Raw genomic sequence first — 24,308 nt, forward strand, 5'->3', positions numbered from 1 at the left:
CAAACTCTTCTAGAAGCGGAAAGTGAGGTCGACGAGCAGACGCAGATCGGTCTCCCGATCACCGTCGTAGGGCCGGTTGATCACACTGAACAAACCGCCCACCTCGAACACGTCGTTCCAGGCATAGCGTTGGCCGTAGCCGAGCAAGGCCATGCCGCCGGTGCCGTGATCACGCTGGCTATACGTCCCCGCGCCGGCCTGGAATTGCTGACTCCAGGACGTTTCGTAGCGGTGGTAAAGGACGTGATTGACGTTGACCAGCGGCATCACGCTGAAGTCGGATTTCGGGTTGAAGTACGGCACGTCATCGGATTTCGAGTTGTGGCTGGTGCCGACTTCCAGACCGGCATCGACCTGAATGTTCGGCGCGCTGTAAACGCCCTCGCGACCCGTGAGCAAGGCTTCGACACGGTCGTTGCCGTCGCTGAAGTGCGACGGGCTCACCGACAGGCGCCACTCGCGGCTTTCGTTGGCGCGCCAGCGGATGAAGCCGCTGCCGCCGTTGGCCTTGATGTCGCTGTTGAGCGCGCGCAGCGGCGTTTCCGCCGAGAGGTATTCGAGGCTGCCGCCGTACTGCCAGTGGTCGTTGATGTCGCGGGCGATCGCCAGACGCGCGCCCTGTTTGTCGCCGTAGCCGTAATCGTGATTGGAGACTTCGGCTTCGAGAGTCATGTCGCGGGTCCGCCGCTCCAGGCCGACGCGCTGGAAGCGATGGTTGCCGGTGCCTTCGGCAAAGTCGCCGGTGGCATAACCGACGCCGGCAAAGACGCGCCAGTCTTCATTGATCGGCGGGCTGTAGAGCGTGCTCTGAATACCGAAATCGCGGCTACCGCTGACGGCGCCCGCACCACTGCTGCCGCCACCATTGGCCTTGCCGCCGTAGGCTTCGACGCGCAGTTCGGACATGTCATGGACTTCGCGCTCGCGCGCCAGACGCTGGACCTGACGGTTGTCCGGATAACGCGCGACGACGTCGTCGGTCAGCGCATCCATTTGCCGCCATTCCTGCAATTCCATTGCGGTGTGCGCCTGGCCGATTTCCAGGCCCATGTCGCGCGGCACCATGCTCTCGGTTTCCTTGAGCTGGATTTCTGCGCGGCGCGGCCATTGGCGGGCGAGGTACAGATCGGCCTGGGCCAGACGCAAGCCGACGTTGCCCGGCGCCTGGTCGACCAGGGTCTGCAAGCGTTCCTCGCCATGCGGCAGGTCGGAACCGTAGGTGCCGGCCTGCGCCGCCAGTTGCTGGGCGTCCATCCATTCATCGTTGGGGTTGCCGATCGGCAAGCCCTTGAGTTCGATGCGCGGGCGCTGCGACTTGGCGGCGTCTTCCGCCACTTTACGTGCCTCGTCGGCGCGATCGCTTTCCAGCAACGCGTAATACAGCGCCGTGGTGTCTTCGAGGCGGTCGCCGGCATCGGCGTCCGGAGCGGACAGCACCTGGCGATAGAGATCGGCGGCGATTTCCGGCTCGCGTTGATCCAGATAAGACGCCGCCACCCAGCGCAACGCGTAGGTCGGAATCTTCACGCCTTCGGCTTGCAGCTTCTGGTACTCCGTGATGACGTCGGCGGTGCGTGCACGGGCCTTGAGCGCGCCCATGCGATCAATGCGCCAGCGCACCACGTCGTCGTGCGCCGTGGCGTCCGGTGTCCAGGTGGCGAGCAGTTTGTCGTAGTCGGCGAGCGCCCGGTCGGCGATGACGTAGCGTTCACTCTCACTGCGCGTGGCGTATTCGGCGAGGCGTACGCGCTCGGCGGCGAGATCGCCTTCGAGGCGGCGCAAGGTCACCGGATCGATCAGTCCCGGCCGTTGACTGGCCAAGCGCAGTGCCGGTTCCGGCAGACGTGCCTTTTGCAGGGCGACCACGTATTCGCGCGCGACCTCCGGTTTGCTGCCGGCGCGTTTGAAGGCTTGGTCGTATTCGAAAAGCGCGTCGTATTGCTTGCCGGCGCGGGTCAGGGCGTAGCCCAGCGCGAGGCGGCGCGAAGGATCATCAGGCTTTGCCGCCACCAGCGCTTTGGCGCGAGTCACCGCTTCGTCAGGTTTACCGGCGTCAGCCTGAGTCAGGGCAAGGCCCAGTTGCAGATCAGCGTTATCCGGTTCCAGCGCCAAGGCCTTGTTGTAAACCTGAGTTGCCTGATCCCAGCGCTTGAGATTGCGGTAGGCGCGGGCGGTGGCTGTCAGTGCCTGCACCGGCAAGACACGGTCACGGCCCTGGGTTTCATAGACCTGCACCACTTCGGCGTCGAGCCCGGCCCAACTGGCGATTTGCAGGTGATCGCTGATCTGCCCGGTGGTCGACTGACCCGGCGGCACCTGACGCAGCACCGTCAGCGCAGGCGTGGTTTGCCCGGCACGGGCATCACGCACCATCTGATCATAGGGTGTGTCGGCAAACGCCAATGCCGGCCAAAGCAACTGGCTGCACAGCGCGACACGGAACAACGGGCGTAGACCACGATGTAATACGGGAACATCAATACGCGGCATTCGTCAGCATCCTTACATGGCCAGCCGGGTCGCAATGCCCTCCTTGCCCATTCGTAACGGTGGCCGAAACTGACAGCACTCGGCCAAGCTTAGTCAGGCAGTCTTGCACGCAAGCGTAGACCAGAATTCAGAACACAATATTTGTTCAGAATCGAAGCGGCTGCCCGGCCGCGACACCGAAAACCCGAACGCCAGACAGCAAAACGCCCGGCGTCCGTGCGATACGGAGACCGGGCGTTGCTATTTAGAGCGCAGAATTACTGCACTTGCGTGACGCCTGCGAACTTGCTCATCAGGAAGCCGACGAACTGTTCAACGGTCATCTTCTGGCCGTTGAATTCGACCTGATTGGCGGCGTAATGCAACTTGGTCACGACGTTGGTACCGTCAACGACCGCCAACTGCGAACCGACCGCCATGCCGGCGAACATGTCAGCCGCTTCCTTGGACTGATCAACAATGGCTTTGGCGTCAGTCTGACCGTCCAGTTGCGCCTGCACGCTGAGCAGATCGACCAGCATCGGCTTGGACACCTGAATGTTCAGATCGAGCAGCGCGACCAATTGTTTGCCCAGTTGATCCGGTGGCAGATCCATCGATTGCGGCTTGGTCAGGTCAATCACCAGGTTGGCGCGGCTCTCACCGTTGGCGGTGTTGAACGAGAGGTTTTCCAGGGCAATCTGCGGGCCAGCCGCGAGGAGTTTTTGCAGGTCGGCTTTGACTTGCGCATTTTCCGCGTCGGTCAGGTTCAGCTCTGGCGCTGGCAGACCTTGAGCAGCGGCCTCGGCAGCGGCTTTTTCGTACGGCTGCAACTTGGTCTGGTAGATCTGCATCAGCGACATCGTCGACGGGATGTCGAGGTTCTTCAGGCTCATGGCCATGCTCGCCGAACCGATTTTCTTGTCGTTGAGGCTGACTTCACCAATCTTGTAGTCAGCACGACCGGAGGCGTTGCTGCCACTTTCTTCGGTGAGGTTCTTCATTTCGAAGTTGTTCACGCCGAGCACCGACTGCTTGGGGCCGAAGGTGGTTTTGCTGCTGGTCAGCTCCAGGGTGTTTTCGCCGGTGTAGTAGCCGTAGCTGCTTTTCGCGAGGTTGCTGGCCAGGGTCAGACCATTCAACTCGACCTGCACCGGTGCCTGATCTTCAGCGACGGTGACCAGTTTCAGGTTGTCCATGTAACCGTCAGCCTTGACCTTCTGCGCCTGAGCGCTGGCGGAAATGTTCATGGTCAGGCCGGAGAACTTCAGGCTCGACTGCTCATCCAGCGCGGTTTCGAATGGCACGAGGTCGAGGGTACTGGTGGTGGATTCGTCGTAGCCGATATTGGTCACGCCTTTGAGCGGCGCAGCGCCCTTGGTCGCGGCGAACCACTTCTCGGTGGCGGCATTCTTTTCCAGCTCGTAGTTGCTGGTGGCCATGACTGGCAGCCATTTCAGCGAAAACAGACGCGAGAACGGCAGCGGACCGTGTTCGATGTGGTCGACGAAGAGCAATTCGACCGGCTTGTCGCCGAACATCTCGCCTTCACCCTTGAGGCGATAGTGCGCGGTGCTGGTGAAGGTGTGGCGATCCAGCGACACCAGTTCCAGCGACGCGGTGCCGTTGGAGCCGGCCATGGCGGTCTGCAGCTCTTTGTTGGCGTTGCTGACGGCGTTGTTCAACACGCCTTCGATCTTGGTCCCGGTGTACCAGGCCCCGCCAGCGCTGATGGCACCGATGGCAACAACAATTCCGAGGAGCACGCCTGCTGATTTATTCATGAATGACCTGATCGATTTCCGTGGCTGTGAGTGTGGTCGTCTTCCCTGAACCCGTGACCGGGTCGCGGCTCGACTCCGCTGAATTCAGCGGTGGAGATTAGCACCGGGCGCGCAAGGTGGCCCAATGTTTAAAGGTTAAAGAGTGTCTATGGACACTCGGGAAAGCAAAAAGATCGCAGCCTGCGGCAGCTCCTACAGGGAAACACGTTCCAATGTAGGAGCTGCCGCAGGCTGCGATCTTTTGCTGTTCAGGAATACTGAACCTCGATCTCATCCAGCTGATGATCAAAGCTTTTCAGCCGCGCGGTCCATGTGTAGACCAGCACTTCAAAGTCCCGATCGATCACCGCGCCGCCCGGCCCGTCGGCGCGCGGATCGCAGAAATCCAGCTGATAACGCTCACGGGCCATGGCCGTGGCGACATCCGACAATTCACGAGCGTTGTTGAGCCAGTGCCAGCCCTCGCCATCGATTTGCTTGTCGAGTTCCAGACACTGCTTTTTCAGCGCTTCGAGGCTTTTTTCCAGCGGCGTGCCGGTAAGTTCGCCCATGACTTCGGCGAACGTACGCCCCGGTTGCCAATAGCTGCCCCAGAAATACCGGTCGAACACGGTTTCGACCCGGCGTAGGGCGACTTTGGTATCCCAGATCAGCACCAGGGTCTTGCCCTGTTCAAGCTGCCGTTTCTTGACCCGCTGCACCTGCACCGACGCCCACGCCACCACAACAATTGCCATGACCGCGATCAACGCCGTGGCGCTGTCGAGAAAAATCATGGCCTTGTCGATCTGGTGGGCCAGCATGATGCCGTAGAAATAGGTGGCCGATAGCAGTAGCAGCGCTGCGAGGGCGCACCAGAAGCCGAGAGCGTAAGGGTTTTTCATTATTGGTTTCCCCTAGACCAGCGCTAGCAATGTGCGCTGGAAGGGTGCTTTGCACGGGGCGCCCTTCCAACACTTCAAAGCATAGCAACGGCCTCAGGGTTTGCTGGGGCTTGGAGCGTGCGTTCGTCCGCTTTCCCAACCGCCACCGAGGGCGAGGAACAAATCGATCTGGCTCATCGCGACTTGAGTGTTGGCGGCGGCCAGTTGCGCGGTGACATCGGTGTAGGTGCGGGTCGCTTGCAGATCAGCCAGGAACGACTCGCGGCCGGCCTGAAAGAAGCGGTGGGTCTGGTCGGCGGCCAGTTTCGCCGACTGTTCGGCGTCGGCCAGCGCATCGCGGCGTTGCAGCAGCGCGCTGTACTGAGCGAGGCCAGTCTGGGTTTCGCGAATGGCGTTGAGCACCACACCGTCGAAGTGCGCCAGTGCGCCCTGGGTTGTGGCTTCGGCTTCACGGATTCGCGCGCGAGCGCCGTTGGTCGGCACTTTCCAGCTCAGCGATGGGCCGAAGCCCCAGCGGTTGGTCGACGGATCACCGAGGTCATCAATGATACCGACAGTGCCGATGGTCGCGCCGATGCTGATGTCCGGGTACAGCTCGCCGGTGGCGACACCGATTCCGGCAGTCGCAGCCGCCAGACGTCGTTCAGCCTGACGAATGTCCGGACGACGCTTGAGCAGCGCCGCGCCGTCTCCGACCGGCACCCGTTGAGCGATCTTCGGCAGCTCGGCGCACGTCGCAGTGCCGGCCGGCAATTGATCGACCGGTTTCGCCAACAGCATCGACAGCCGGAACAACCCGGCCTGACGCGCCGCTTCATAGCGCGGCATGTCGGCGCGCAGGGATTTGAATTGGGTCTGCGAACGGGTGACCTGGGTTTCATCGCCGCGCCCGGCATCGCGCAGACGCTGGATGAGCGTGGTGCCTTGCGATTGCAGGTCAAGGGAATGCTGGGCGATTTCGCGTTCTTCGTTGGCCGCGCAGACTTGCGTGTAAGCACGCACCACGTCTGCCACCAAAGTAATGCGCGCGGTATCCGCTGCGGCTTGGGTGGCGTCGGCGTTGGCTTTCGCGCCTTCAATGCCGCGCTGTAAGGTGCCCCACAGATCGAACTGATAAGACGCGCTGATGCCAATATCGCCAACGTTGGCCACTGGCACCTTTTCCGGCAGCAGGTAAGCCTGTCCGGATTCCTGCAAACGCTGGGCACCCATTTTCACCCCAGCGCTCCAGCCGCCAGCGGCCTCGGCCTCATCGACCTGAGCGCGGGCGCGCTGCAAGTTGGCGGCGGCGACGCGCAGATCGGTGTTGGACGCCATGGCCTGCTGCACCAGTTGATCCAGACGCGGGTCTTTATACAGCCGCCACCAGTCTGCCGGCACCGGTGCCGAGACCACAGGTTTACCGTCGACGGCCAATTCGCCCTGAAAATCCTTGCGCTGAACGGCCGAATTTTCAGGCACGTGATAATCCGGCCCGACCATCTGACAAGCCGACAACATCACGCCCAACCCGGCGATCATCAGGGCCCTGCTCATTGCGCGGACTCCTGCTTTTTATCGTCGACTTTTGCGTCTTCGATAATCGACACCGTCGCGGTGCGCCCGGCGATCATGCGGAAATCTTCCGGCACGTCATCAAAGGCAATCCGCACCGGAATCCGCTGCGCCAGCCGCACCCAGCTAAACGCCGGGTTGACGTTCGGTAGCAGGTTGCTGCCGCTGGTACGGTCGCGGTCTTCGATACCGGCGACGATGCTTTCGACGTGCCCGCGCAATTTGGCGCGGTCGCCGATCACACGGATATCCACCGACTGGCCGACATGAATGCCGTCGAGTTTGGTCTCCTCAAAATAACCGTCAATGTGGAACGAGTTGCTGTCGACCACCGACAACACCGGACGCCCGGCAGTGACGAATTCCTGCGGTCGCGGCGCACGGTCGTTGACGTAACCGTCCACCGGGCTGCGGATCACCGAGCGGTCGAGGTTGAGCTGAGCGCTGTCCACGGTGACCATGGCTTCGGCCAGCGCCGATTGCGCACGGGCGACCTTCGATTGGCTTTCTTCCAGTTGCTCGGCGGGCACCAGGTTGCCGAGGCCACGGTTACGCTTGGCTTCGCGCTGGGCTTGAGCGAGGGTTTCTTCGCGATCAGCGACAGCCGCTTTGGCCTGACGCAGAGCCAGTTTGAAGCGATCCTGATCGATGCTGAACAGCACCTGGCCGCGCTTGATCAACTGGTTGTCTTTCACTTCAACCTGCTGGATCAATCCGGACACGTCCGGAGCGATCTGGATGATGTCGGCGCGAATGTGGCCGTCACGGGTCCACGGCGCGAACATGTAATACATCACCATGCGCCAGACGAGGACAACGGCAAAAGTCACGATCAGCAGGGTCAGTACCACGCGACCGATGGTCAAGAACGGTTTTTTCATGTCATCAGGTATCGACTGAGTGAGTCCACGCCGTACAGCAGTACCGCGTAGAGGGCCACGTTGAACAATGCCCGGTGCCAGACCAGACGGTAAAAGTGCACACGCGTAAGCACGGCATGCACCAGCAAAAACAGCACATAAGTGATGCCCATCAGCACCAGCAGGGTCGGCAGGAAAATGCCGCTGATGTCCAGATCACCGATCATAGGGGCGCTCCATCGGGCAGCGGTTCTTCGGGCTCGGCGCTGGAGACGAATTCGACGCCGGGCAGCAACGCCAGACGCAAACCGCTCAAGGCGTGCAACAGGTTTAGCCGGGTTTCATCATCGCCGTGACCGTTGAGTGCGCGGCGGGCGCGATCCATGGTCATCAGTAAAGGCGCTGGCGCCGGCAAGCGTTCACCAGCCTTGAGGCAGGCGCGGAAATACTCGCCGACCTCGCTGACCACTTGCTGCAACAACGCATTCGGCGCGCCGGTCACCCGTGGGGTGTAGGCGAGCAAGTCGAGCAGGTTGAGGCCGACGCGCACTTCACGCATGGCAATGCCGGTGTCCTGACCGGTGAGAGCGAGACGCGGCAGATGCTGCATCAGCCGATCGAGCAACTGCACACCCAACTGGCGGTGCTCGGCGAGGTTGGCCGGCTCGGTCATGTGGACGATGTCTTTCCAGCTGAAACGAGTCAGGCGCTTGGCCGCCAGCTCAGCGCCGAACGGTCGCGCGACCAGCGTCCAGATGAAGGCAAACAACAGCCCCATCGGCCCCGCCAGGTTGGAGTTCACGAAGGCGAAGAAGTCCGCGTCGTAAGCGCCTTGAATACTGATGAAAGACGAGGTGTTGACCAGCGTCAGCAGCATGCCGAGGTAGAAACGCGGCTGCACGGTCAGGGTGCCGACGCAGATGAACGGGATGGAAAACGCCAGCACCAGCATCGGGAAATCGTGCAAGTTGGGCAGAATCAAAAACAGGTAAAGGCTGGCGAACAGCACCGACATGCCGGTCCAGAAAAAGAACCGGTAGATCTGCGGTGCCGGGTCGTCCATCGAGGCGAAGAAGCTGCACGCCACCGCCGCCAGAATCACCGCGCTGCCGCCGTCCGGCCAGCCGAGCAGAATCCACAGCACCGAGGCGGTGATGATCGCCAGAATCGTCGAGGCCACCGAATACATCATCAGGCCACGGTCAAGAAACGGCTTCAGGCGACCGAGACGCCAATGGCGGTAAACCGCGCGCCAGTTGTCCTGACGCTCGCAAAGAATGGCGTCTTGCAGGCTGCGGCAGTCCTGCCAAAGATCGATGAATTCACCGAGGCGATAAATCGAGTTGGAGAACAGCAGTTGCCGGCGATCTTCCAATGCGGCAGCGCTCGGTTGCAGGGCTTCGAGCTGATCTTTCAGCGCTTGCCAACGGTCGAGATCGGCGTCCTGATGAGCCAGCCATTCGCGGGTTGCGACCAGCAGCGGTTCGAATTTTTCCACCAGCTCTGGTGTGCGCCGTTCGAGGGCGTAGAGCGAGTCTTCCAGCGCATCAATCACCGGCAGCAGATGAATCATTCGCCCGCGCAGTTCTTTGGTGTTGCGCACGGTTTGCGGTCGCGAGCCTTCGTGGGGCAACTGGCCGATCATCAATTCGAGGCTGTTGAAGTTGGCGACCATGGCCATGCGCAGCGCGGTGACTTCTTCGGGCTGCACGTCGCGGCTGAGAAATTTCAGGCTGTAGGTGGTCGCGTCGGCGAACCACTTGCTCACGGCATCGTTGAACACCGGCGCCAAGCGTCGCGGCCAGAACATCGCACCGACCACGGCAGCGACGGCGATGCCGAGAAAAATTTCCTCTGTACGCGCTTCCGCCACGTCCCACACCGCCAGCGGGTTATCCACCACCGGCAAGGCAATCAGCGGCAAGGTGTAACCGGCGAGCATCAGCGCGTAGCTGTTGGCCGTGCGCAGATGCAGGGACATGAACAGCAAAATCCCCGTCCACAGCGCAATGACCACCACCAGCACATACGGGCTCTGGACGAACATCGGCACGAAAAAAACCGCCGCGGCCGCGCCGAGAAAGGTACCGATTGCGCGGTATAACGCCTTGGAACTGGTCGGCCCGAGAAACGGGCTGGAGACGATGTAAACCGTGGCCATCGCCCAATACGGACGCGGCATTTGCATAAGCAAGGCGATGTACAGCGCGATCATCGACGCTGCAAAAGTACGGACCCCGTAAAACCAGTCGCGGGCCGGCGGAATGCCAGAGAAAAAACCGTTCAAGAATTGACCACCACAGGCGGATTGGCCGCCTCAAAAGCTCTGAGTACCCGAAGCGTAGCTTCCAGATCGCTTTGATCGATGCCTTCGAGCACCTCATGACGCAAGCGCACCAGTTCGATCTCGACCGCTTGCACCAGTTCACGCCCGGTATCGGTCAGGCTCAGGCACTTGGCGCGGCGATCGTGGGCATCTTCGGTCCGGCAGACGTAGCCGGAATGACACAACTGATCGAGCAGACGCACCAGCGACGGACTCTCCATCCCGGCCGCCTGCGCCACCTGCACCTGACGCACGCCCTCGCCCAACCGGCCGATCATCAACAACGGCACGGCGCAGGCTTCGGAGATTCCATAGTTGACCAGCGTGGTCTGGCAGATCTTCCGCCAATGCCTGGCGGCCACCACCATGGCACTGCTGATGTTCATCTGGAGAGCGTCGAGTTCGTTCGGCACGGGGAAATGCACACTGTTAGTTTGCTAACTATCAATATCGCATTGGAGGGGAATTTCAGTCAAGTTTTGAAACAAATCTTCCCAGAGTGACAATATTTAGAGGTCGTCGATCTCGTGAGGAAGGCCAACCTCCTCACGGCGTGAGTGAACGACGGAAGCCAGTTCGAGATCATCCAGCGTGTTCAGTAGATCCTCATACAACGGTGCGGATATCAAATAAGCCACCGTTTGATCATGATTCTGCACAGCAATCGGCCCGAATCGGCTGCTTTGGATGATTGCCTCAAGTTTGTCTGCTAATTGCGCAATATCGATTGTTTCTACAGGCAAAAGCGGGGGCATCGCTTTGCTCTCCTGGTTTTCAGAACCGGAACGCTACTCCGATGTGGGCTGAAATCAGTCGGGCAATCTGTAATAAGTTTTTGCGCCAGCCCTACGCATCCCGCCCCTTGCGCAACATCACATCCAACTGATCCACCACCTCCGCCCAATCGGCGTCATCCAGAATCTCGTCGCGCAAGAACTGCGACTGGCTCTTCGTCCAGAAAAACGCATCGGCCAGATGCAGTTCGGGTTTGAGCGGGGAATGGGTGGCGATGAATTTGTCGATGTTGACCGGATCGTCGGGAAGGCCGAGTTGTTTGAACAGGGATGGCAAGCTGTGCGTTGGGCTTTCCATTGAGCAATTCCTTGATGAATGGGGTGTCTGGAAGATTATTCGCGAGCAGGCTCGCTCCCACAGGGGAATGCGATCAACCTGTGGGAGCGAGCCTGCTCGCGAAGGCGTCAGTGCAGGCGCTGCAAAACCTAATCACTCAACTCCCGCACCTCGGGATGCGGCACCATTTTCAGAAACTCCGGCATGCTCATGTGCAGCAGATAATTGTGGTTGCCCGCCTCCAGATAAATATCTTTCTGCCGCGTCAGCAACGGGTCGATGACCATGTCCAGCCCGTAGGAATCACCCAGCGGCGGCACCGCGCCGCGCTCGCAGTCGTCAAAGATGTGCGCCAGATTGCTTTCGCGAGTCAGTTGCCATTCGCCGCTGTTGCGCACCTTGCTCAGATCCAGATGACGGCTGGCCGGCAATACGGCCATCAGGTAGTGCCCGTGGTGGTCGTCGAGGATGATCGATTTCGCCACCCGCTCGGCGGGTACCCCGGCGACTCGCGCGGTTTCCAGGCTACTGGACGAATGCCGGTGAGCGACCACGTCATATTCGCAATGCGCCCGGGTCAGGCTGCTTTGCACCTTTTTTGCCATTCGCATGATGCACCTCGGTGTCGCGCGGAAGGTTGTTGCGGTGACTTTGAGTCTAGTTCGGCGCGGGATTGGCGAGGGGAAATCCGCTCACTGGACACATCCGTACATTGATCAAAATTCATACAGCGCAACGCTCAACTAGACTGAAAGTACCAGCCCATGACTCTCGCGGAGGGTCACGTGAACAGTCGTTGTTGTACGTATGTCTCGCTCCTGCTGATCAGTGGCGCTGCCCTCGCCGCTGACACCCCGTTGCCGCCGATGAGTCCGTTCGGCCTGTGGTTGATTACCCTCGGCATCGTCTTTCTGATCGCCGAAGCGGCGCTACCCAACTACGGCGTGATCGGTCTGGGCGGGATCATCATGTTTGTCATCGGCGCGCTGATTCTGGGCAACGCCGAATTGCCGATACCGATGATGATCGGCCTCGGTCTGATCAGCGCCCTGCTGTTGCTCGCGCTAGTGATTCGCGCGCTGAAAACCCGCCCGCGCCAAGCGGTCAGTGGCGACGCCGGGCTACTCGGCAGCGTGACCGCAATCACCACCGTGCAGCCGGGCGATGCCCGCAACGGTTGGGTGCAGTTGCAAGGCGAACGCTGGCAAGTACTCAGCGCGACGCCGCTGCAAACCGGGCAATCGGTGCGCGTAGTGGCTCGCAAGGGATTGTTGCTGCAAGTGGCCGCGGCTGACGCGGCGCCGCTCGGAGAGTGATCATGGGTCTGCAAATCGGTTTTGTTGCGCTGTTGTTTTTGGTGATTGCCCTCGCCGGCTCGACATTTCGCATCCTGCGCGAATATGAACGCGGTGTGGTGTTCCAGCTCGGACGCTTCTGGCAAGTCAAAGGCCCCGGGCTGATCCTGCTGATTCCGGTGGTGCAGCAAATGGTTCGGGTCGACTTGCGCACCGTCGTCCTCGACGTACCGCCGCAGGATGTGATCACCCGCGACAACGTCTCGGTGAAGGTCAACGCAGTGCTGTATTTCCGCGTGCTCGATCCGCAGAAGGCGATTATTCAGGTGGAAGACTTTCTCTCCGCCACCAGCCAATTGGCGCAAACCACCCTGCGTGCCGTACTTGGCAAACACGAACTCGATGAGTTATTGGCCGAGCGCGAGCAGTTGAACATCGATATCCAGCAAGTGCTCGACGCCCAGACCGACGCGTGGGGCATCAAGGTCGCCAACGTCGAGATCAAACACGTCGACCTCAACGAGTCGATGGTCCGCGCCATCGCCAAACAGGCCGAGGCCGAGCGTGAACGGCGGGCCAAGGTGATTCATGCCGAAGGTGAATTACAGGCTTCGGAAAAACTCATGCAGGCTGCGGAAATGCTCGGGCGCCAGCCGGGGGCAATGCAGTTGCGTTATATGCAGACGTTGAGTTCGATTGCGGGGGACAAGAGTTCGACGATTGTCTTTCCGCTGCCGATCGAGCTGCTCAAGGGCATGGCGGACCTGTCCGGCAAGTCCTGAAGAGCAAAAGATCGCAGCCTGCGGCAGCTCCTACAGGGGATCACATTCAAATGTAGGAGCTGCCGCAGGCTGCGATCTTTTCAGGCTCCACGCAATTTTTCCAAAGCTTCATAAGGCGCACGCGCACACGTCTGCACGCGTGCCTGCAACAATGCCGAAGCCTCACGGCGCTTCTCTTCTCCGTCGGCAATGAACGCACGCGAAGGCTGTTTCGCATGCCGTGTCGCTACCGCAAAAACCCGCTGCTGCTGTTCATCGCTCAAGCGAAAAAACCTCGCCAGCCGCCCCGTCATCGCTGCCGGCAATTCGCTGTAATTCACCAGAAAACCGGCCGCATCACGGCAATGCACCAAGCCCGCTTCGAGCAACCGCCCCACACGCCGCGCGATGAAATCTTCGCGCCCCTCAAACGGCAAGCCGTCCTCCAGCACGCAATCGCCGAGCATGCCCGGGACCATGTGCATGCCCGGTCGGCGCAGGTGGGAAACCGCGATTTCCAAAGGGTCACGATAGAGAAACAACCACGGCGTATCGGCAAAACAGGCTTGCAGCAGCGGCCATTCGCCGATGTTCCAGGCATCGAGTTTGATCACCAGATGCTTTTCCACACCGCGCCGGCGCTGGCCATACGCCGAAAGCAAACCGGCAATCGCGGCCTGACGTTCGGCGTCCGGTAAATCGCTGCGCAACAAGGCATCCAGCGGTGGTGGTTCGGACACCACGATGTGATCGTCGAGCTGCGCGAGCATCTGGCTGATCAACGTCGAACCGCAGCGCGAGGCATGCAGAACGAATGCGCTCGGGGCGATTCCCGGGCTTTGCGCTTGCCAAGCGGTCAACGCCGCCAATGGCGTCTGGCGCCGGAATGCCTGGTTGAACGGCAGCCGCAGCGCATCTTCGACCGCATCGCGAAAGAATGGCTGATGCAACGGCGTGTCGCCGAACCAGCACCAATCCACTTGCCATTGCCCGGCGACCGGCCAGATCCGAATGGGCAACCAGCCGTCGAAATTCAGTGGCTCCATTGTTCATTCCATTGCCGGCGACCATTGCGCATGGCCGCGCGCAATTCTTCGCGAGAAAACTCCAGACCCTGTTCAGCGGCCAGCGCCAGTGTGCGGCTGATGAATATTTGCGGATCCTGCAGCGCCTGCAACTCGGCAGACAACGCGGCATCCTCCGCCAGCCGACGCTGAAAACGTTGCAGCGCGCTTTCAGACAACTTGGGCGCGGGCGTGTCCGGTAGACCTTGAGCAATCATCTGCGCCAGCCAGGCACTGGGCCGACAATCGAGGACCAGATGCACCCGCGCCGAGGTGTCACGGTTAGCCACCCGATGCGCACGTGCGAGGTCGAGAAACCAGCACTCGCCGGCCTGCATTGGCACACACTGGCCGTCGAGCCAGAAATCGACATCGGGTGGACTGAGCAACGGAATGTGCAAGCGCAGATCGGCGTCCGGGCCATCAAGATCGTAGTCACGATGCTCATAAATCCGCCCGCCCGGCCCCAGCCGCAGGAGTCGGGCACTGACGATTTCGAGCGGCAAATCCTGCAGCGCGCGCGACCAGCGCTGATCATGCTGCCAGGCTGCGCGGTGCACCGGTTCACCACGACCGGGAGACAACTCGGTGCGCGCGTCGAGCGCTGAAATCAGCGCCACACCGCTCCACTCGCCGGAAAAATAATCCGCATTGAAATGGCTGCGCCAAGCGTCTTCGTCAATGGCCGCCAAGGCTTGCAACAGCCGCGGCAAATCCAGCGTCACCGGCAAGCGCGCGAAGGCCGGTCGGCTCATGTCCGAGGCAACACCGAACATTCGCCGAGCCAGGTCAGCAGGCGATCAAGGCAGGCGTCCACCGACTGCGCGCCGCTATCGAGCACCAGCGACGCCTGCACCGGTGGCTCGTAGGGCGCCGAGATGCCCGTAAACCCGGGCAGCTCACCGCGCCGGGCGCGCGCGTAATGGCCCTTCGGGTCACGTTGCTCACAGACTGCCAATGAAGCGCTGCACCAGACCTCGCGATAGTCGTCGCCCAAGCGACTGGCGAACACTTCACGCAACTCGGCCAGCGGTGCAATCATCGCCAGAATCACGATCTGGCCGTTGTCCACCAGCAACGCAGCGAGTTCGCTGGCGCGGCGGATGTTCTCCAACCGGTCTGCATCACTAAAACCGAGGTCGCGATTAAGCCCGACACGCAAGCCGTCGCCATCCAGTACCACACTGTGCAAACCCCGTGCGAACAACTCGGCGTGCAACGCCTGGGCAAGTGTCGACTTGCCCGCCGCCGGCAGACCGGTCAGCAGAATCGCCGCCCCGCGATGGCCGTTGCGGGCCTCGCGTTGCGTGCGAATGACACTGGCGCGTGGCGCCAGCACATCACTGCTCGGGGGCATGCGCCACCACGGGCACGGAGATATCGCCCGCCGCCCACGCCGATTCACGATTGGCCAGCGCGGTGGCGATCGATTGCACTTCGGTCGATTGCACCTGGTCCGGCAGCGGATCGAGGCCGGCGCTGGCGAAGATCTGGCCGTAGGCATTGCGCAGATCGGCGTACGACAGGTCGCGCCGCAGGTCCGCTTGCAGGTTGTTCAATTCGCCCTGAATCAGTTCCAGTTCACCAATGCCCGCCGCCTGATGACGGTTGCGCAACTGACCGACGATTTGCCCATCGATGTCCGACAGCTGTTGGTTGGTCTTGAACTGGCGCTTGGCTTCCTGATAGTTGGCGTTGGCCACATAGAGTTGGGCCAGCACGGCGATCGACATCGCCTGACGCCGGGCACTGGCGACTTCTTCGCCGGCCTTGGCGACGTTGATGGCGGCCGGTGCGGAAATCACGTTGAACAGGTTCCAGGTGACTTTGACGCCATAGTCGGCCCAGCCCTGTTCGACGAGGAACGAGTTGCTGTCGTAATGCCCGCCAGCGGAAAACTCCAGACCGGGCAGCAGGCGCAACATGGCTTTGCGCGTTTCGGCGGCGCTGATGCGCGTCTGGTAATCCTGCTCACGCAGTTCCGGGCGACTGGTCAGTGCTTCCTGCTCAAGCTTGGCCAGATCGACCTTGAGTTCAGGCACCTGATAACCGTCATCGGTGGCCAGGGTCAGGTTGGTGCCCAGCGGCAGGTTGATCAGCGTCGCCAGTTCGGTTTTCGCCAACGACAGGGCGCGCCGCTGTTCTTCCAGTTGGCGCGTGGCTTCGATCAGCGAACGTTGATAACCGAGCGCTTGCACCGGGTCGCCGATACGCTGGCTGCTCATGCTTTCGCTATCACGCCGGGCGGTGTCGACCCGCGCCATCAGGCTGTCGATCTGTTTGAGCAGACGTTCGGCCGCCATCGCCCGCCAATAAGCCGAGCGCACGTCCTGGACGATGGTGTTGATGACCTTGCGTCGACGCTCCTGAACAATCAGACGCTGGTCGCCCTGCTGTTTGGCGCTGATGTAACTGACGCCGAAGTCGAGGACGTTCCAGACCATGGTCAGGTCAGCGACGTCGCGGTCGCGGTCCTGCGAGGTCGACGGCTCCAGAGACTGGGTGCCGGTGCGCACGCTCTGGCTGCTGGAAGCGTTGACGTTGTTACGTCCGACGTAACCGGCGTCCAGTGCCATGCGCGGCAGCATGTCGAAACTGGCGAGGTCGAGCTGCCGCTTGGCCAACGCTTCCTCCATGATCTTCAAACGCCCTTCGAGGTTGTATTTCACCGCGCGGGCCATGGCTTGATGCAGGGTCAACGGGCCGCGCAGCGGTTCCTGATCCTTGTACATGTTTTGCAGGTCGCTTTTGGCCCGCTGTTCACTGACGCTGCGTTCAATCGGTTCACTGGTCACTGCACATCCGCTGACCGCCAGCGCCAGCAAGCTGGCGCCGAACAACTTCTGAGTTCTTTTCATCCCTGGATCGCCCCTAGGTCCTGCACAGTGTTGAGTAGTTGTGTATTCAGGCCGAAATTTCGCTGATGCCGACCTGTTGCAGAGCCGCCGCCAGGCTGTCGACCCGGTGCTGCTCGCTGTCTTTGAGCTGTTGCAGTTGCTGCACCAGTGACGGCGCGCTGAACACGCCGCGCAGTCCTTGGGAAATATCGCCGGCCTTGAGTGAGTGGCTGCCGAATGCGTTTACCGCATCACGGTCGGCATCGCTGTTCTGGTTGAACAGGCTCGACAGCGTGCTGCTGCCGAAGACCCCGCCATCGCCACCGCCGAAACCGAGAAAACCGTGACCGCTGCCGTCACCGTAGGTGCTGTCGCTGAACACCTGGGCAATGAAGCTTGGGCTCAGCGCGCCGTGGTTGATGAAAATGTCACCGAGCGGGCGCAGGCCACTGCCGATGTCGCGTTGTTCGAACAACGGCGCGAAGGTCAGCGGCGAGCCGAGATCGCCGGTCGGTGGCGAGAAAATGATCGGTTGCAGCGGCACATTCGCTGGCAGTGGCGGCACCACCGGATCGCTGCTGCGGATCAGCGGATCCGGGATCACCACGCTAGTGGTTGGCAACGTCGGCGGCGTTGGCGGCGTTGGCGGCGTCACCAGCGGCAGCGTGTTGATCGCGTAATTATTGGAGCTGCTGACTCCGGCCCCGCTGTTGCCGGACGCATCGCTGACCCCGGCGCTGTTGACGCTGATCGCATTGCTGGCGCTGTTGACGTTGGCGTTCGGCGTCAGGGTTGCGGTCCAGGTCTTGCCGCCGTCGCTGCTGCTCAGATTGGACAGCGTGCCGTTGCCGACATTGATGTCCGACAGATCAAAGCCGCTGACCGCCTCATTGAAAGTAATGGTCACCGCCGACGTCTGACCGAGGCCGATGTTCGGGTTGGCGATCACCACCGTCGCACTCGGCCGCTCGCTGTCGAGCGCGTAATTGTTCGAAACCGCGACGCTGCTGCCGACGTTGCCGGCCAGGTCGCTGACGTTGCTGGTGTCGAGCGCAATGAAGTTGCTCGGATCGGTGACATTGGCCGTCGGTGTGAACGTCGCGGTCCAGGTCTTGCCGCCATCGCTGCTGCTCAGATTGCTCAGGTCGCCATTGGTCACGCTCAGGTCGGACAGGTCGAAGTTGCTCACCGCCTCGCTGAAGGTGAAGGTCACCGTGGTGGTCTGGCCGATGCCCAGATGCGGGTTGGCGACCACAATGTTCACCGTCGGCCGGATCGCATCAAGCACATAGTTGTTGGAGATGGCGATGCTCGCGCCAAGGTTGCCGGCCAGGTCCTGCACCCCGGCAGTGTCGACGATGATCAGGTTGGTTGTGTCGTTGACGTTGGCCGTCGGCGTCAGCGTAGCGGTCCAGGTGATGCCGCCATCGCTGCTGGTCAGGTTCGCCAGCGTGCCGTTGGCGACGCTGATGTCCGACAGGTCAAAACCGCTGACCGCTTCGCTGAAAGTGATGGTCACTGTGGTGGTTTCACCGATGCCCAAGCGGTTGTCGGCGACCACGATGGTCGCGGTCGGCAACGCCGTATCGATGGCGAAATTGTTCGAGTCGGTGGTGCCGACGCCGCTGTTGCCGGAGGCGTTGGCCACGCCACTGTTGTCGAGGGTAATCAGGTTGGTCGTGTCGGTGATGTTGGCGGTCGGGGTGAATGTCGCCGTCCAGGTGATGCCACCATCACTGGAGGCGACGTTGCTCAGGGTGCCATTGGCGATGGTCAGATCTGCATTGGTGAAACCTGTGACCGCTTCGCTGAAGGTGATGGTCACCGTCGAGGTTTCGCCGGCCTTGAGCGCGGTATCCGCGACGACGATGGTCGCGGTCGGCACTTCGGTCTGCACCGCATAGTTGGCCGAGTTGGTGATGCCGATGCCGGCATTGCCCGCCAGATCACTGATGCCAGCATTGTTCAGCACGATCAGGTTGGTGGCATCGCTGACGCCAATGGTCGGCGTGAAGGTCGCTGTCCAGGTGATGCCGCCGTCGCTCGACGAGACATTGCTCAGCGTGCCATTGGCGACGCTCAGGTCAGAGTTGTCGAAACCGCTGACTGCCTCGCTGAAGGTAATCGTGACCAGCGCGGTTTCGCCCGGACGCAGATCGGTATCACTGATGACGATGGTGGCGGTCGGGCGCTGACTGTCGATCACGTAGTTGGCGGAATCGGTGGTGCCGCTGCCGGTGTTGCCCGCGATGTCAGTGATGCCGGTGTTGTCCAGGGTGATGATGTTGCTGGTGTCGGTGATGCCCGCCGATGGCGTAAACGTCGCCGTGTAAGTGATGTTGTCCGAGGTACTCAGCCCGGAGAGTGTGCCGTTGGCCACAGTCAGGTCGGCGAGGGTCAAACCGCTCACCGCCTCGCTGAAGGTGATGGTCACGGTGGTGGTCTGGCCGACGCCCAGCGCCGAGTCGGCAAGCACCACGGTAGCGGTCGGGCGCTGGGTGTCGATGGCGTAATTGTTGGAGTTGGTGGTGCCATTGCCAGCGTTGCCGACGGCGTTCTGCACACCGCTGTTGTCGAGGGTGATCAGGTTGCTCGCGTCGGTGATGTTGCTGGTCGGGGTGAAGGTCGCCGTCCAGGTGATCCCGCCGTCGCTGCTGCTCACCGCCGTCAGCGTGCCGTTGGCAATCGTCAGGTCGGCGTTGTTGAAACCGGTCACGGCTTCGCTGAAGGTAATGGTCACCAGCGACGTTTCGCCGATGGTCAGGCTGTTGTCCGCGACGACGATGGTCGCGGTGGGCGCCACGGTGTTGATGGTGAAGTTGCCGGAGTTGGTCGTGCCCGTGCCGGCGTTCCCGGCCAGGTCAGCGATACCGGTGTTGCTCAGGGTAATCAGGTTGGTCGCATCGTTGATGCTGCTGGTCGGCGTAAAGGTCGCCGTCCAGGTGATGCCGCCATCGGCGCTGCTGACCGCCGTGAGCGTTCCGTTGGGAACGGCCAGGTCGGCGTTGGTGAAACCGCTGACCGCTTCGCTGAAGGTGATGGTCACCAGTGAGGTTTCGCCGGCGCTCAGGCTCGGATCGGCGATCACGATGGTTGCGGTTGGACGCTGGGTGTCGATGCTGTAGTTGTTCGAATCAGTGGTGCCACTGCCGGCGTTGCCCGCCAGGTCGGCAACGCCAGTGTTGTCCAGCGTCACCAGGTTGGTGGCGTCGGTGATGTTCGCGCTCGGTGTAAACGTTGCCGTCCAGGTGATGCCGCCGTCCGCGCTGCTGACCGCCGTCAGGGTGCCGTTGGCGATGGTCAGGTCGGCGTTGGTAAAACCGCTGACCGCTTCACTGAAGGTGATGGTCACCAGTGATGTGTCGCCGATCTTCAAGGTGCTTTGCGCGAACACCACGGTTGCGCTCGGCCGCACAGTGTCGACCGCGTAATTGTTGGAATCGGTGGTGCCGACGCCGGTGTTGCCCGCCAGATCCGCGACCCCGGTGTTATTGAGGGTGATCAGGTTGGTAGCGTCAGTGATGCTGCTGGTCGGCGTGAACGTCGCCGTCCAGGTGATGCCGCCATCCGCGCTGCTGACTGCGCTCAACGTGCCGTTGGCAATGCTCAGATCGGCGTTGGTGAAGCCGCTGACCGCTTCGCTGAAGGTGATGGTCACCAACGACGTTTCACCGATTTTCAGCGCGGTATCGGCGACCACGATGGTCGCGGTCGGCCGCAAGGTGTCGATCACATAGTTGTTGGAGTCGGTGGTGCCGGTGCCAGCGTTGCCGGCCAGGTCAGTCACGCCAGAGTTGTTCAGGGTAATCAGGTTGGTCGCATCGTTGATGCTGCTGTTCGGCGTGAACGTTGCCGTCCAGGTAATACCGCCGTCGGCGCTGCTGACTGCACTCAGCGTGCCGTTGGCAATGGACAGATCGGCGTTGGTGAAACCGCTGACCGCTTCGCTGAAGGTGATGGTCACCAACGAGGTTTCACCGAGACTCAGTGCGGTGTCGGCCACCACGATCGTGGCGGTCGGACGCACTGTGTCGATGGCGTAATTGGCCGAATCGGTGGTGCCACTGCCGGCGTTGCCGGCCAGATCCGCCACCCCGGTGTTGTCCAGGGTGATCAGGTTGGTGGCATCGGTGATGCTGCTGGTCGGCGTAAAGGTCGCCGTCCAGGTGATGCCACCGTCGGCACTGGAAACGTTGGTCAGCGTGCCATTGGCAATCGTCAGGTCGGCGTTGGTGAAACCGGACACCGCCTCGCTGAAGGTAATGGTCACCAGTGAGGTGTCACCGATTTTCAGCGCTGTATCGCTCATCACAATGGTGGCGGTCGGACGCTGGGTATCGATCGCGTAATTGTTCGAGTTGGTGGTGCCGACACCGGCAATGCTGTCGGAGACTGCCGTCACCCCGGTGTTGTCGAGGGTGATGAGGTTGGTGGTGTCGGTAAGGTTGTTGGTCGGCGTAAAGGTTGCCGTCCAGGTGATACCGCCGTCGGCGCTGGAAACATTGGTCAGCGTGCCGTTGACAATGGTCAGGTCGGCGTTGGTAAAACCGTTTACCGCGCGACTGAAGGTGATGGTCACCAGCGAGGTTTCGCCGATTTTCAACGCGGTGTCGGCGACCACGATGGTGGCAGTCGGCGGTTCCACGTAAGCGGTGTTGAGCGTACCGCCGTTGTTGTAGATGCCCACCAGCGCACTCGGCGTTGTGCCCGTCGAACCACCGTTCGACAGCCCGCCACTACCGCTGGCCGCGCCATTGCCACTGATTGCGGCAAAGTTGCTCGCGGTGATCAGCACCACGCCACCGTTGTTCCAGATCGCCCCGACGCCGCGACCGCCGGCACCGCCATCGGCACCGTTGCTGCCGACTCCGCCACCACCGCCACCGCCACCGCCGGCAGCAATGTTATTGCTGATGACCGAGTTGCCGATGACTTTCAGGGTGCCGCTCGCGGCGTTGTAGATACCGCCTGCCGCGTTGGCACCGACGCCGCCGACTTTGTCCCAGCCGGAACCACCGCCGCCGCCACCAATGGACAGCGTGCCGTTGCTGGCCGAACCGCCATTGCCGCCATGGCTGTAACCGGCACCGGCGCTGCCGCCATTGCCGCCCACGCCACCGGTGCTGGTGCCGCCCCGGCCGCCCATGTCGGTCGGGCTGTAACCACCGCCATAACCACCGGCATTGGCACCGCCCGCCCCGCCGGCATAGGTGCCGGTGCCCGGGCCAGAAGTACCGCCATGGCCACCGGTCTGGCCACCGATACCCGCACCGCCGCCACCGCCACCGCCGACATAACCGCCGGTCACACCGCCGCCGCCACCACCGCCGGATGCGGCGTTGGCAGTGACTGTCACGTTGTTCAGGGTAAGAATGCCGGCGTTGAAAATCCCGCCGCCCATGGCCCCCGCTGCTGCTGAGCCACCATTGCCGCCATTGCCCGCCACCAGGCCTTTGGTAATCACCAGGCCGTCGAGAGTCACGGTGTTGCCGGAGGCGACTTCCACCACGCGAGTCTTGTATTGACCATCAAGGGTCACGTCGGCGACGCCATCGTTGTTCAGGTCGCCATCGACGGTGATGCTCTTGTTGATCAGCAATTCCGACGTGAGCTGAACGGTCATGCCGGAACTGAACGTGACGATGTCACCGTTCTGCGCCGACGCCAGCGCCGCACGCAACGAGCCGACGCCCGAGTTGAGGTTGTTGGTCGCCGTCCAGGTGGCCAGCCCCCACTGGTATTCGCTCATGGCTTTGCTCGACAGCACGTTGACGCTCTCGATGCTGCCGGTGGCGATTTCCAGATCCCAGTCGCCGCCAACACCGGTGCGGTTGTTCGAAGCGGCCACATCGCGCCCGGTCAACTGCGCCAGCGAATCGACGAAGCTCAAGCCGCGATCACCTTCGGCGGTGTAGCAGCCGTAGATCAGGATGTCGCCGCCAGCGTTCATGTCCTTGCCGATTTCGGCGAGGACTGCGCTGCGCTGAGCGACGTTGTCGGCAGACAGATAACTGTTGCCCAGCCACAGGTCACCGGCGTTGCCGTGGGCAATGATCTGCACCGAACTGACGCCCTGATGTTGATCGAGGTAATCGGCGATCTGCTGCAAGCCATCTCTGCTCGCGTCGAGCTTGACCACCTGCGTGCCGGGCGCGACGCCCTTGAGCAGGCTGTCGGCATCCTTCACCCGTGAATCGACGAACACCACACTCTGCCCCGGCACCGCAACGGGGCTGGCGGCCGGCGTGGCATCGGCCTGGCCGTGAGTATCCTTGCTCGCGACCGGATGATCGGCCGTCGGCGCCTTGGCCGCATCGGCAGCGGTAGGGGCATGACTGTCGGCTTGCGCGGCGGTATCGGCGACTGTCGCGGCCACCGCGCCGTCGAACAGCATGCGCGGCTCCAGCGACATGATCAGCGGCGAGGCCAGCGAACGCTGACCGGCGACTGCCCGAGACTTGACCTTGGCCCCACCAAAAAGGCTCCACCACATGTTGCTCACCCGAACTCGAACGAAGGTACGTAAGGCATCAATGAAAAACGCCGCGATCAACTGATCGCGGCGTCGGTCTTCATACGAATGACATTGGCGGCGCTGGCTGAGCCATCGAGCCAAAAGGACAAATCGGCGTATTGCTTGAACAGGTCCGGCGGCAGAATCGTCCGCCGGGACTGCAACGCAACCTTGGGTTTGACCTTGTGCAGGCCGGCCAGGCCAAGGCCTTGGTCGAATTCCGGCGCGTCATAGGCCAGATGCTCGAAATCATGCTCGAACCACGGCTCGCCGATAAAGTCGTACACCAGCCGCAGCACCCGCTCCGGGGCCTGGCTCAGGAGGTCGTAATCGATGATCAGCAAAGAGTCGGCGTGCTCGCCGTAATAGGCTTCCTTGAGCGCCGCCCAGGCAAAACCGACCAGACGGTTGCGCTGAGCGAGGGTCTCGCAGCGACTGTAGACGGTGTTGCGCTCGGCGGCATCGCTAAACAATTTGGTGTTTTCGTAAGGGTTGGCGCGGTACAGCCGTTCGAGGCTGTCCATCACCCACGCCACGTTGCGCACGCAGGCAATTACTTTGGCGTTGGGGAACAGGTCGTTGAGTGCCGGCAGGCGCGAGCTCCACTGCCGGTTGGTGTCGAACACCAGCGGTTTGTCGGCCTTGTCGGCGTAGTAGGAATCGAACAGACCACGCAGCAGGCGGCGGCGCATGTCGGTGTCGATCACCGCCCCGTATTCGCTGCCGGCACTGCATTGCTCGAGGACACTGGAAAACAGCGAACCGACCGGGCTGGTCATGCCGGCGTGAAAGCGCGGGTTCTGCAAAAGAATGGCAGAAAGCAGGGTCGAGCCTGAACGCGGCAAGCCGGAGATAAAGTGGAACTGCTGCAATCCCTTCACCATGATCG

Annotated in this window: 19 protein-coding genes; 2 read left to right on the forward strand and 17 right to left on the reverse strand. The window is 61.6% G+C overall.

Annotation, left to right across the window (positions count from 1 at the left end; translation table 11 throughout):
* Positions 1-9 precede the first annotated feature (9 nt).
* The 11 genes from pgaA to ACIPZE_RS12345 all read right to left on the reverse strand — a co-directional run bounded on the left by pgaA (position 10) and on the right by ACIPZE_RS12345 (position 11,559).
* Positions 10-2,490, reverse strand: a complete 2,481-nt coding sequence (gene pgaA, locus ACIPZE_RS12295; RefSeq protein ID WP_400773051.1) for a poly-beta-1,6 N-acetyl-D-glucosamine export porin PgaA — start codon at positions 2,488-2,490, stop codon at positions 10-12.
* Between the two features lie 257 nt (positions 2,491-2,747).
* A complete protein-coding gene (locus ACIPZE_RS12300) occupies positions 2,748-4,253 on the reverse strand; it encodes a YdgA family protein (protein ID WP_400773053.1) in 1,506 nt (501 codons plus the stop codon).
* Between the two features lie 248 nt (positions 4,254-4,501).
* Positions 4,502-5,137, reverse strand: a complete 636-nt coding sequence (locus ACIPZE_RS12305) for an NADH:ubiquinone oxidoreductase subunit N (RefSeq protein ID WP_129387375.1) — start codon at positions 5,135-5,137, stop codon at positions 4,502-4,504.
* Between the two features lie 93 nt (positions 5,138-5,230).
* Complete coding sequence (locus ACIPZE_RS12310; protein ID WP_283438119.1) at positions 5,231-6,673, reverse strand: efflux transporter outer membrane subunit; 1,443 nt, start codon at positions 6,671-6,673, stop codon at positions 5,231-5,233.
* Entirely contained in the window at positions 6,670-7,572 is a 903-nt protein-coding gene (locus ACIPZE_RS12315) for an HlyD family secretion protein (protein WP_129387370.1), read from the reverse strand. Before ACIPZE_RS12315 ends, ACIPZE_RS12310 begins: the two co-directional genes overlap by 4 nt.
* Positions 7,569-7,778 (reverse strand): DUF1656 domain-containing protein, encoded by a 210-nt coding sequence (locus ACIPZE_RS12320; protein WP_007917703.1) that lies wholly within the window; start codon positions 7,776-7,778, stop codon positions 7,569-7,571. Before ACIPZE_RS12320 ends, ACIPZE_RS12315 begins: the two co-directional genes overlap by 4 nt.
* Positions 7,775-9,838 carry an FUSC family protein gene (locus ACIPZE_RS12325; protein ID WP_400773055.1) on the reverse strand — a complete coding sequence of 688 codons (2,064 nt, stop codon included), beginning with the start codon at positions 9,836-9,838 and terminating at the stop codon, positions 7,775-7,777. Before ACIPZE_RS12325 ends, ACIPZE_RS12320 begins: the two co-directional genes overlap by 4 nt.
* The gene (locus ACIPZE_RS12330; RefSeq protein WP_129387366.1) at positions 9,835-10,263 is read right to left on the reverse strand and encodes a MarR family winged helix-turn-helix transcriptional regulator; all 429 of its coding nucleotides are present in this window, start codon (positions 10,261-10,263) and stop codon (positions 9,835-9,837) included. The genes ACIPZE_RS12325 and ACIPZE_RS12330 overlap by 4 nt, the downstream gene beginning before the upstream one ends.
* A gap of 123 nt (positions 10,264-10,386) precedes the next feature.
* Complete coding sequence (locus ACIPZE_RS12335; RefSeq protein WP_283438121.1) at positions 10,387-10,632, reverse strand: hypothetical protein; 246 nt, start codon at positions 10,630-10,632, stop codon at positions 10,387-10,389.
* Between the two features lie 91 nt (positions 10,633-10,723).
* Entirely contained in the window at positions 10,724-10,969 is a 246-nt protein-coding gene (locus ACIPZE_RS12340; RefSeq protein WP_283438122.1) for a DUF2789 domain-containing protein, read from the reverse strand.
* A 128-nt stretch (positions 10,970-11,097) separates the two neighbouring features.
* Positions 11,098-11,559 carry an aminoacyl-tRNA deacylase gene (locus tag ACIPZE_RS12345; RefSeq protein WP_400773058.1) on the reverse strand — a complete coding sequence of 154 codons (462 nt, stop codon included), beginning with the start codon at positions 11,557-11,559 and terminating at the stop codon, positions 11,098-11,100.
* Positions 11,560-11,712: 153 nt separating this feature from the next.
* Here ACIPZE_RS12345 and ACIPZE_RS12350 point away from each other — a divergent pair, with 153 nt between their 5' ends.
* Positions 11,713-12,264: an NfeD family protein gene (locus tag ACIPZE_RS12350; RefSeq protein WP_400773060.1), complete on the forward strand. Its 552-nt coding sequence runs from the start codon at positions 11,713-11,715 to the stop codon at positions 12,262-12,264.
* A gap of 2 nt (positions 12,265-12,266) precedes the next feature.
* Positions 12,267-13,025: a slipin family protein gene (locus ACIPZE_RS12355; protein WP_129387349.1), complete on the forward strand. Its 759-nt coding sequence runs from the start codon at positions 12,267-12,269 to the stop codon at positions 13,023-13,025.
* A gap of 80 nt (positions 13,026-13,105) precedes the next feature.
* Here ACIPZE_RS12355 and ACIPZE_RS12360 read toward each other — a convergent pair whose 3' ends face one another.
* From ACIPZE_RS12360 to ACIPZE_RS12385, 6 genes are read right to left on the reverse strand one after another with little or no spacing between them, the layout of a single operon-like run.
* A complete protein-coding gene (locus tag ACIPZE_RS12360) occupies positions 13,106-14,050 on the reverse strand; it encodes a sulfotransferase family protein (protein WP_283438125.1) in 945 nt (314 codons plus the stop codon).
* Positions 14,038-14,823, reverse strand: coding sequence for an aspartyl/asparaginyl beta-hydroxylase domain-containing protein (locus ACIPZE_RS12365; protein ID WP_400773062.1), 786 nt, complete (start codon positions 14,821-14,823; stop codon positions 14,038-14,040). Before ACIPZE_RS12365 ends, ACIPZE_RS12360 begins: the two co-directional genes overlap by 13 nt.
* Positions 14,820-15,425, reverse strand: coding sequence for an adenylyl-sulfate kinase (cysC, locus tag ACIPZE_RS12370; RefSeq protein ID WP_400773064.1), 606 nt, complete (start codon positions 15,423-15,425; stop codon positions 14,820-14,822). The genes ACIPZE_RS12365 and cysC overlap by 4 nt, the downstream gene beginning before the upstream one ends.
* The gene (locus ACIPZE_RS12375; RefSeq protein ID WP_400773065.1) at positions 15,409-16,926 is read right to left on the reverse strand and encodes a TolC family protein; all 1,518 of its coding nucleotides are present in this window, start codon (positions 16,924-16,926) and stop codon (positions 15,409-15,411) included. Before ACIPZE_RS12375 ends, cysC begins: the two co-directional genes overlap by 17 nt.
* Positions 16,927-16,972: 46 nt before the next feature.
* Complete coding sequence (locus ACIPZE_RS12380) at positions 16,973-23,398, reverse strand: Ig-like domain-containing protein (RefSeq protein WP_400773067.1); 6,426 nt, start codon at positions 23,396-23,398, stop codon at positions 16,973-16,975.
* A gap of 56 nt (positions 23,399-23,454) precedes the next feature.
* Positions 23,455-24,300 (reverse strand): sulfotransferase, encoded by an 846-nt coding sequence (locus tag ACIPZE_RS12385; RefSeq protein ID WP_129396077.1) that lies wholly within the window; start codon positions 24,298-24,300, stop codon positions 23,455-23,457.
* Positions 24,301-24,308 lie beyond the last annotated feature (8 nt).

The sequence above is a fragment of the Pseudomonas sp. NPDC089741 genome (assembly GCF_044748825.1).
Lineage (GTDB): Bacteria > Pseudomonadota > Gammaproteobacteria > Pseudomonadales > Pseudomonadaceae > Aquipseudomonas > Aquipseudomonas helmanticensis.

Coding starts and splice junctions, on each gene's coding strand:
- pgaA (WP_400773051.1), bottom strand. CDS start 2,490: ATGCCGCGTATTGATGTTCCCGTATTACATCGTGGTCTACGCCCGTTG.
- ACIPZE_RS12300 (WP_400773053.1), bottom strand. CDS start 4,253: ATGAATAAATCAGCAGGCGTGCTCCTCGGAATTGTTGTTGCCATCGGT.
- ACIPZE_RS12305 (WP_129387375.1), bottom strand. CDS start 5,137: ATGAAAAACCCTTACGCTCTCGGCTTCTGGTGCGCCCTCGCAGCGCTG.
- ACIPZE_RS12310 (WP_283438119.1), bottom strand. CDS start 6,673: ATGAGCAGGGCCCTGATGATCGCCGGGTTGGGCGTGATGTTGTCGGCT.
- ACIPZE_RS12315 (WP_129387370.1), bottom strand. CDS start 7,572: ATGAAAAAACCGTTCTTGACCATCGGTCGCGTGGTACTGACCCTGCTG.
- ACIPZE_RS12320 (WP_007917703.1), bottom strand. CDS start 7,778: ATGATCGGTGATCTGGACATCAGCGGCATTTTCCTGCCGACCCTGCTG.
- ACIPZE_RS12330 (WP_129387366.1), bottom strand. CDS start 10,263: ATGAACATCAGCAGTGCCATGGTGGTGGCCGCCAGGCATTGGCGGAAG.
- ACIPZE_RS12335 (WP_283438121.1), bottom strand. CDS start 10,632: ATGCCCCCGCTTTTGCCTGTAGAAACAATCGATATTGCGCAATTAGCA.
- ACIPZE_RS12340 (WP_283438122.1), bottom strand. CDS start 10,969: ATGGAAAGCCCAACGCACAGCTTGCCATCCCTGTTCAAACAACTCGGC.
- ACIPZE_RS12345 (WP_400773058.1), bottom strand. CDS start 11,559: ATGCGAATGGCAAAAAAGGTGCAAAGCAGCCTGACCCGGGCGCATTGC.
- ACIPZE_RS12350 (WP_400773060.1), top strand. CDS start 11,713: ATGACTCTCGCGGAGGGTCACGTGAACAGTCGTTGTTGTACGTATGTC.
- ACIPZE_RS12355 (WP_129387349.1), top strand. CDS start 12,267: ATGGGTCTGCAAATCGGTTTTGTTGCGCTGTTGTTTTTGGTGATTGCC.
- ACIPZE_RS12360 (WP_283438125.1), bottom strand. CDS start 14,050: ATGGAGCCACTGAATTTCGACGGCTGGTTGCCCATTCGGATCTGGCCG.
- ACIPZE_RS12365 (WP_400773062.1), bottom strand. CDS start 14,823: ATGAGCCGACCGGCCTTCGCGCGCTTGCCGGTGACGCTGGATTTGCCG.
- cysC (WP_400773064.1), bottom strand. CDS start 15,425: ATGCCCCCGAGCAGTGATGTGCTGGCGCCACGCGCCAGTGTCATTCGC.
- ACIPZE_RS12375 (WP_400773065.1), bottom strand. CDS start 16,926: ATGAAAAGAACTCAGAAGTTGTTCGGCGCCAGCTTGCTGGCGCTGGCG.
- ACIPZE_RS12380 (WP_400773067.1), bottom strand. CDS start 23,398: ATGTGGTGGAGCCTTTTTGGTGGGGCCAAGGTCAAGTCTCGGGCAGTC.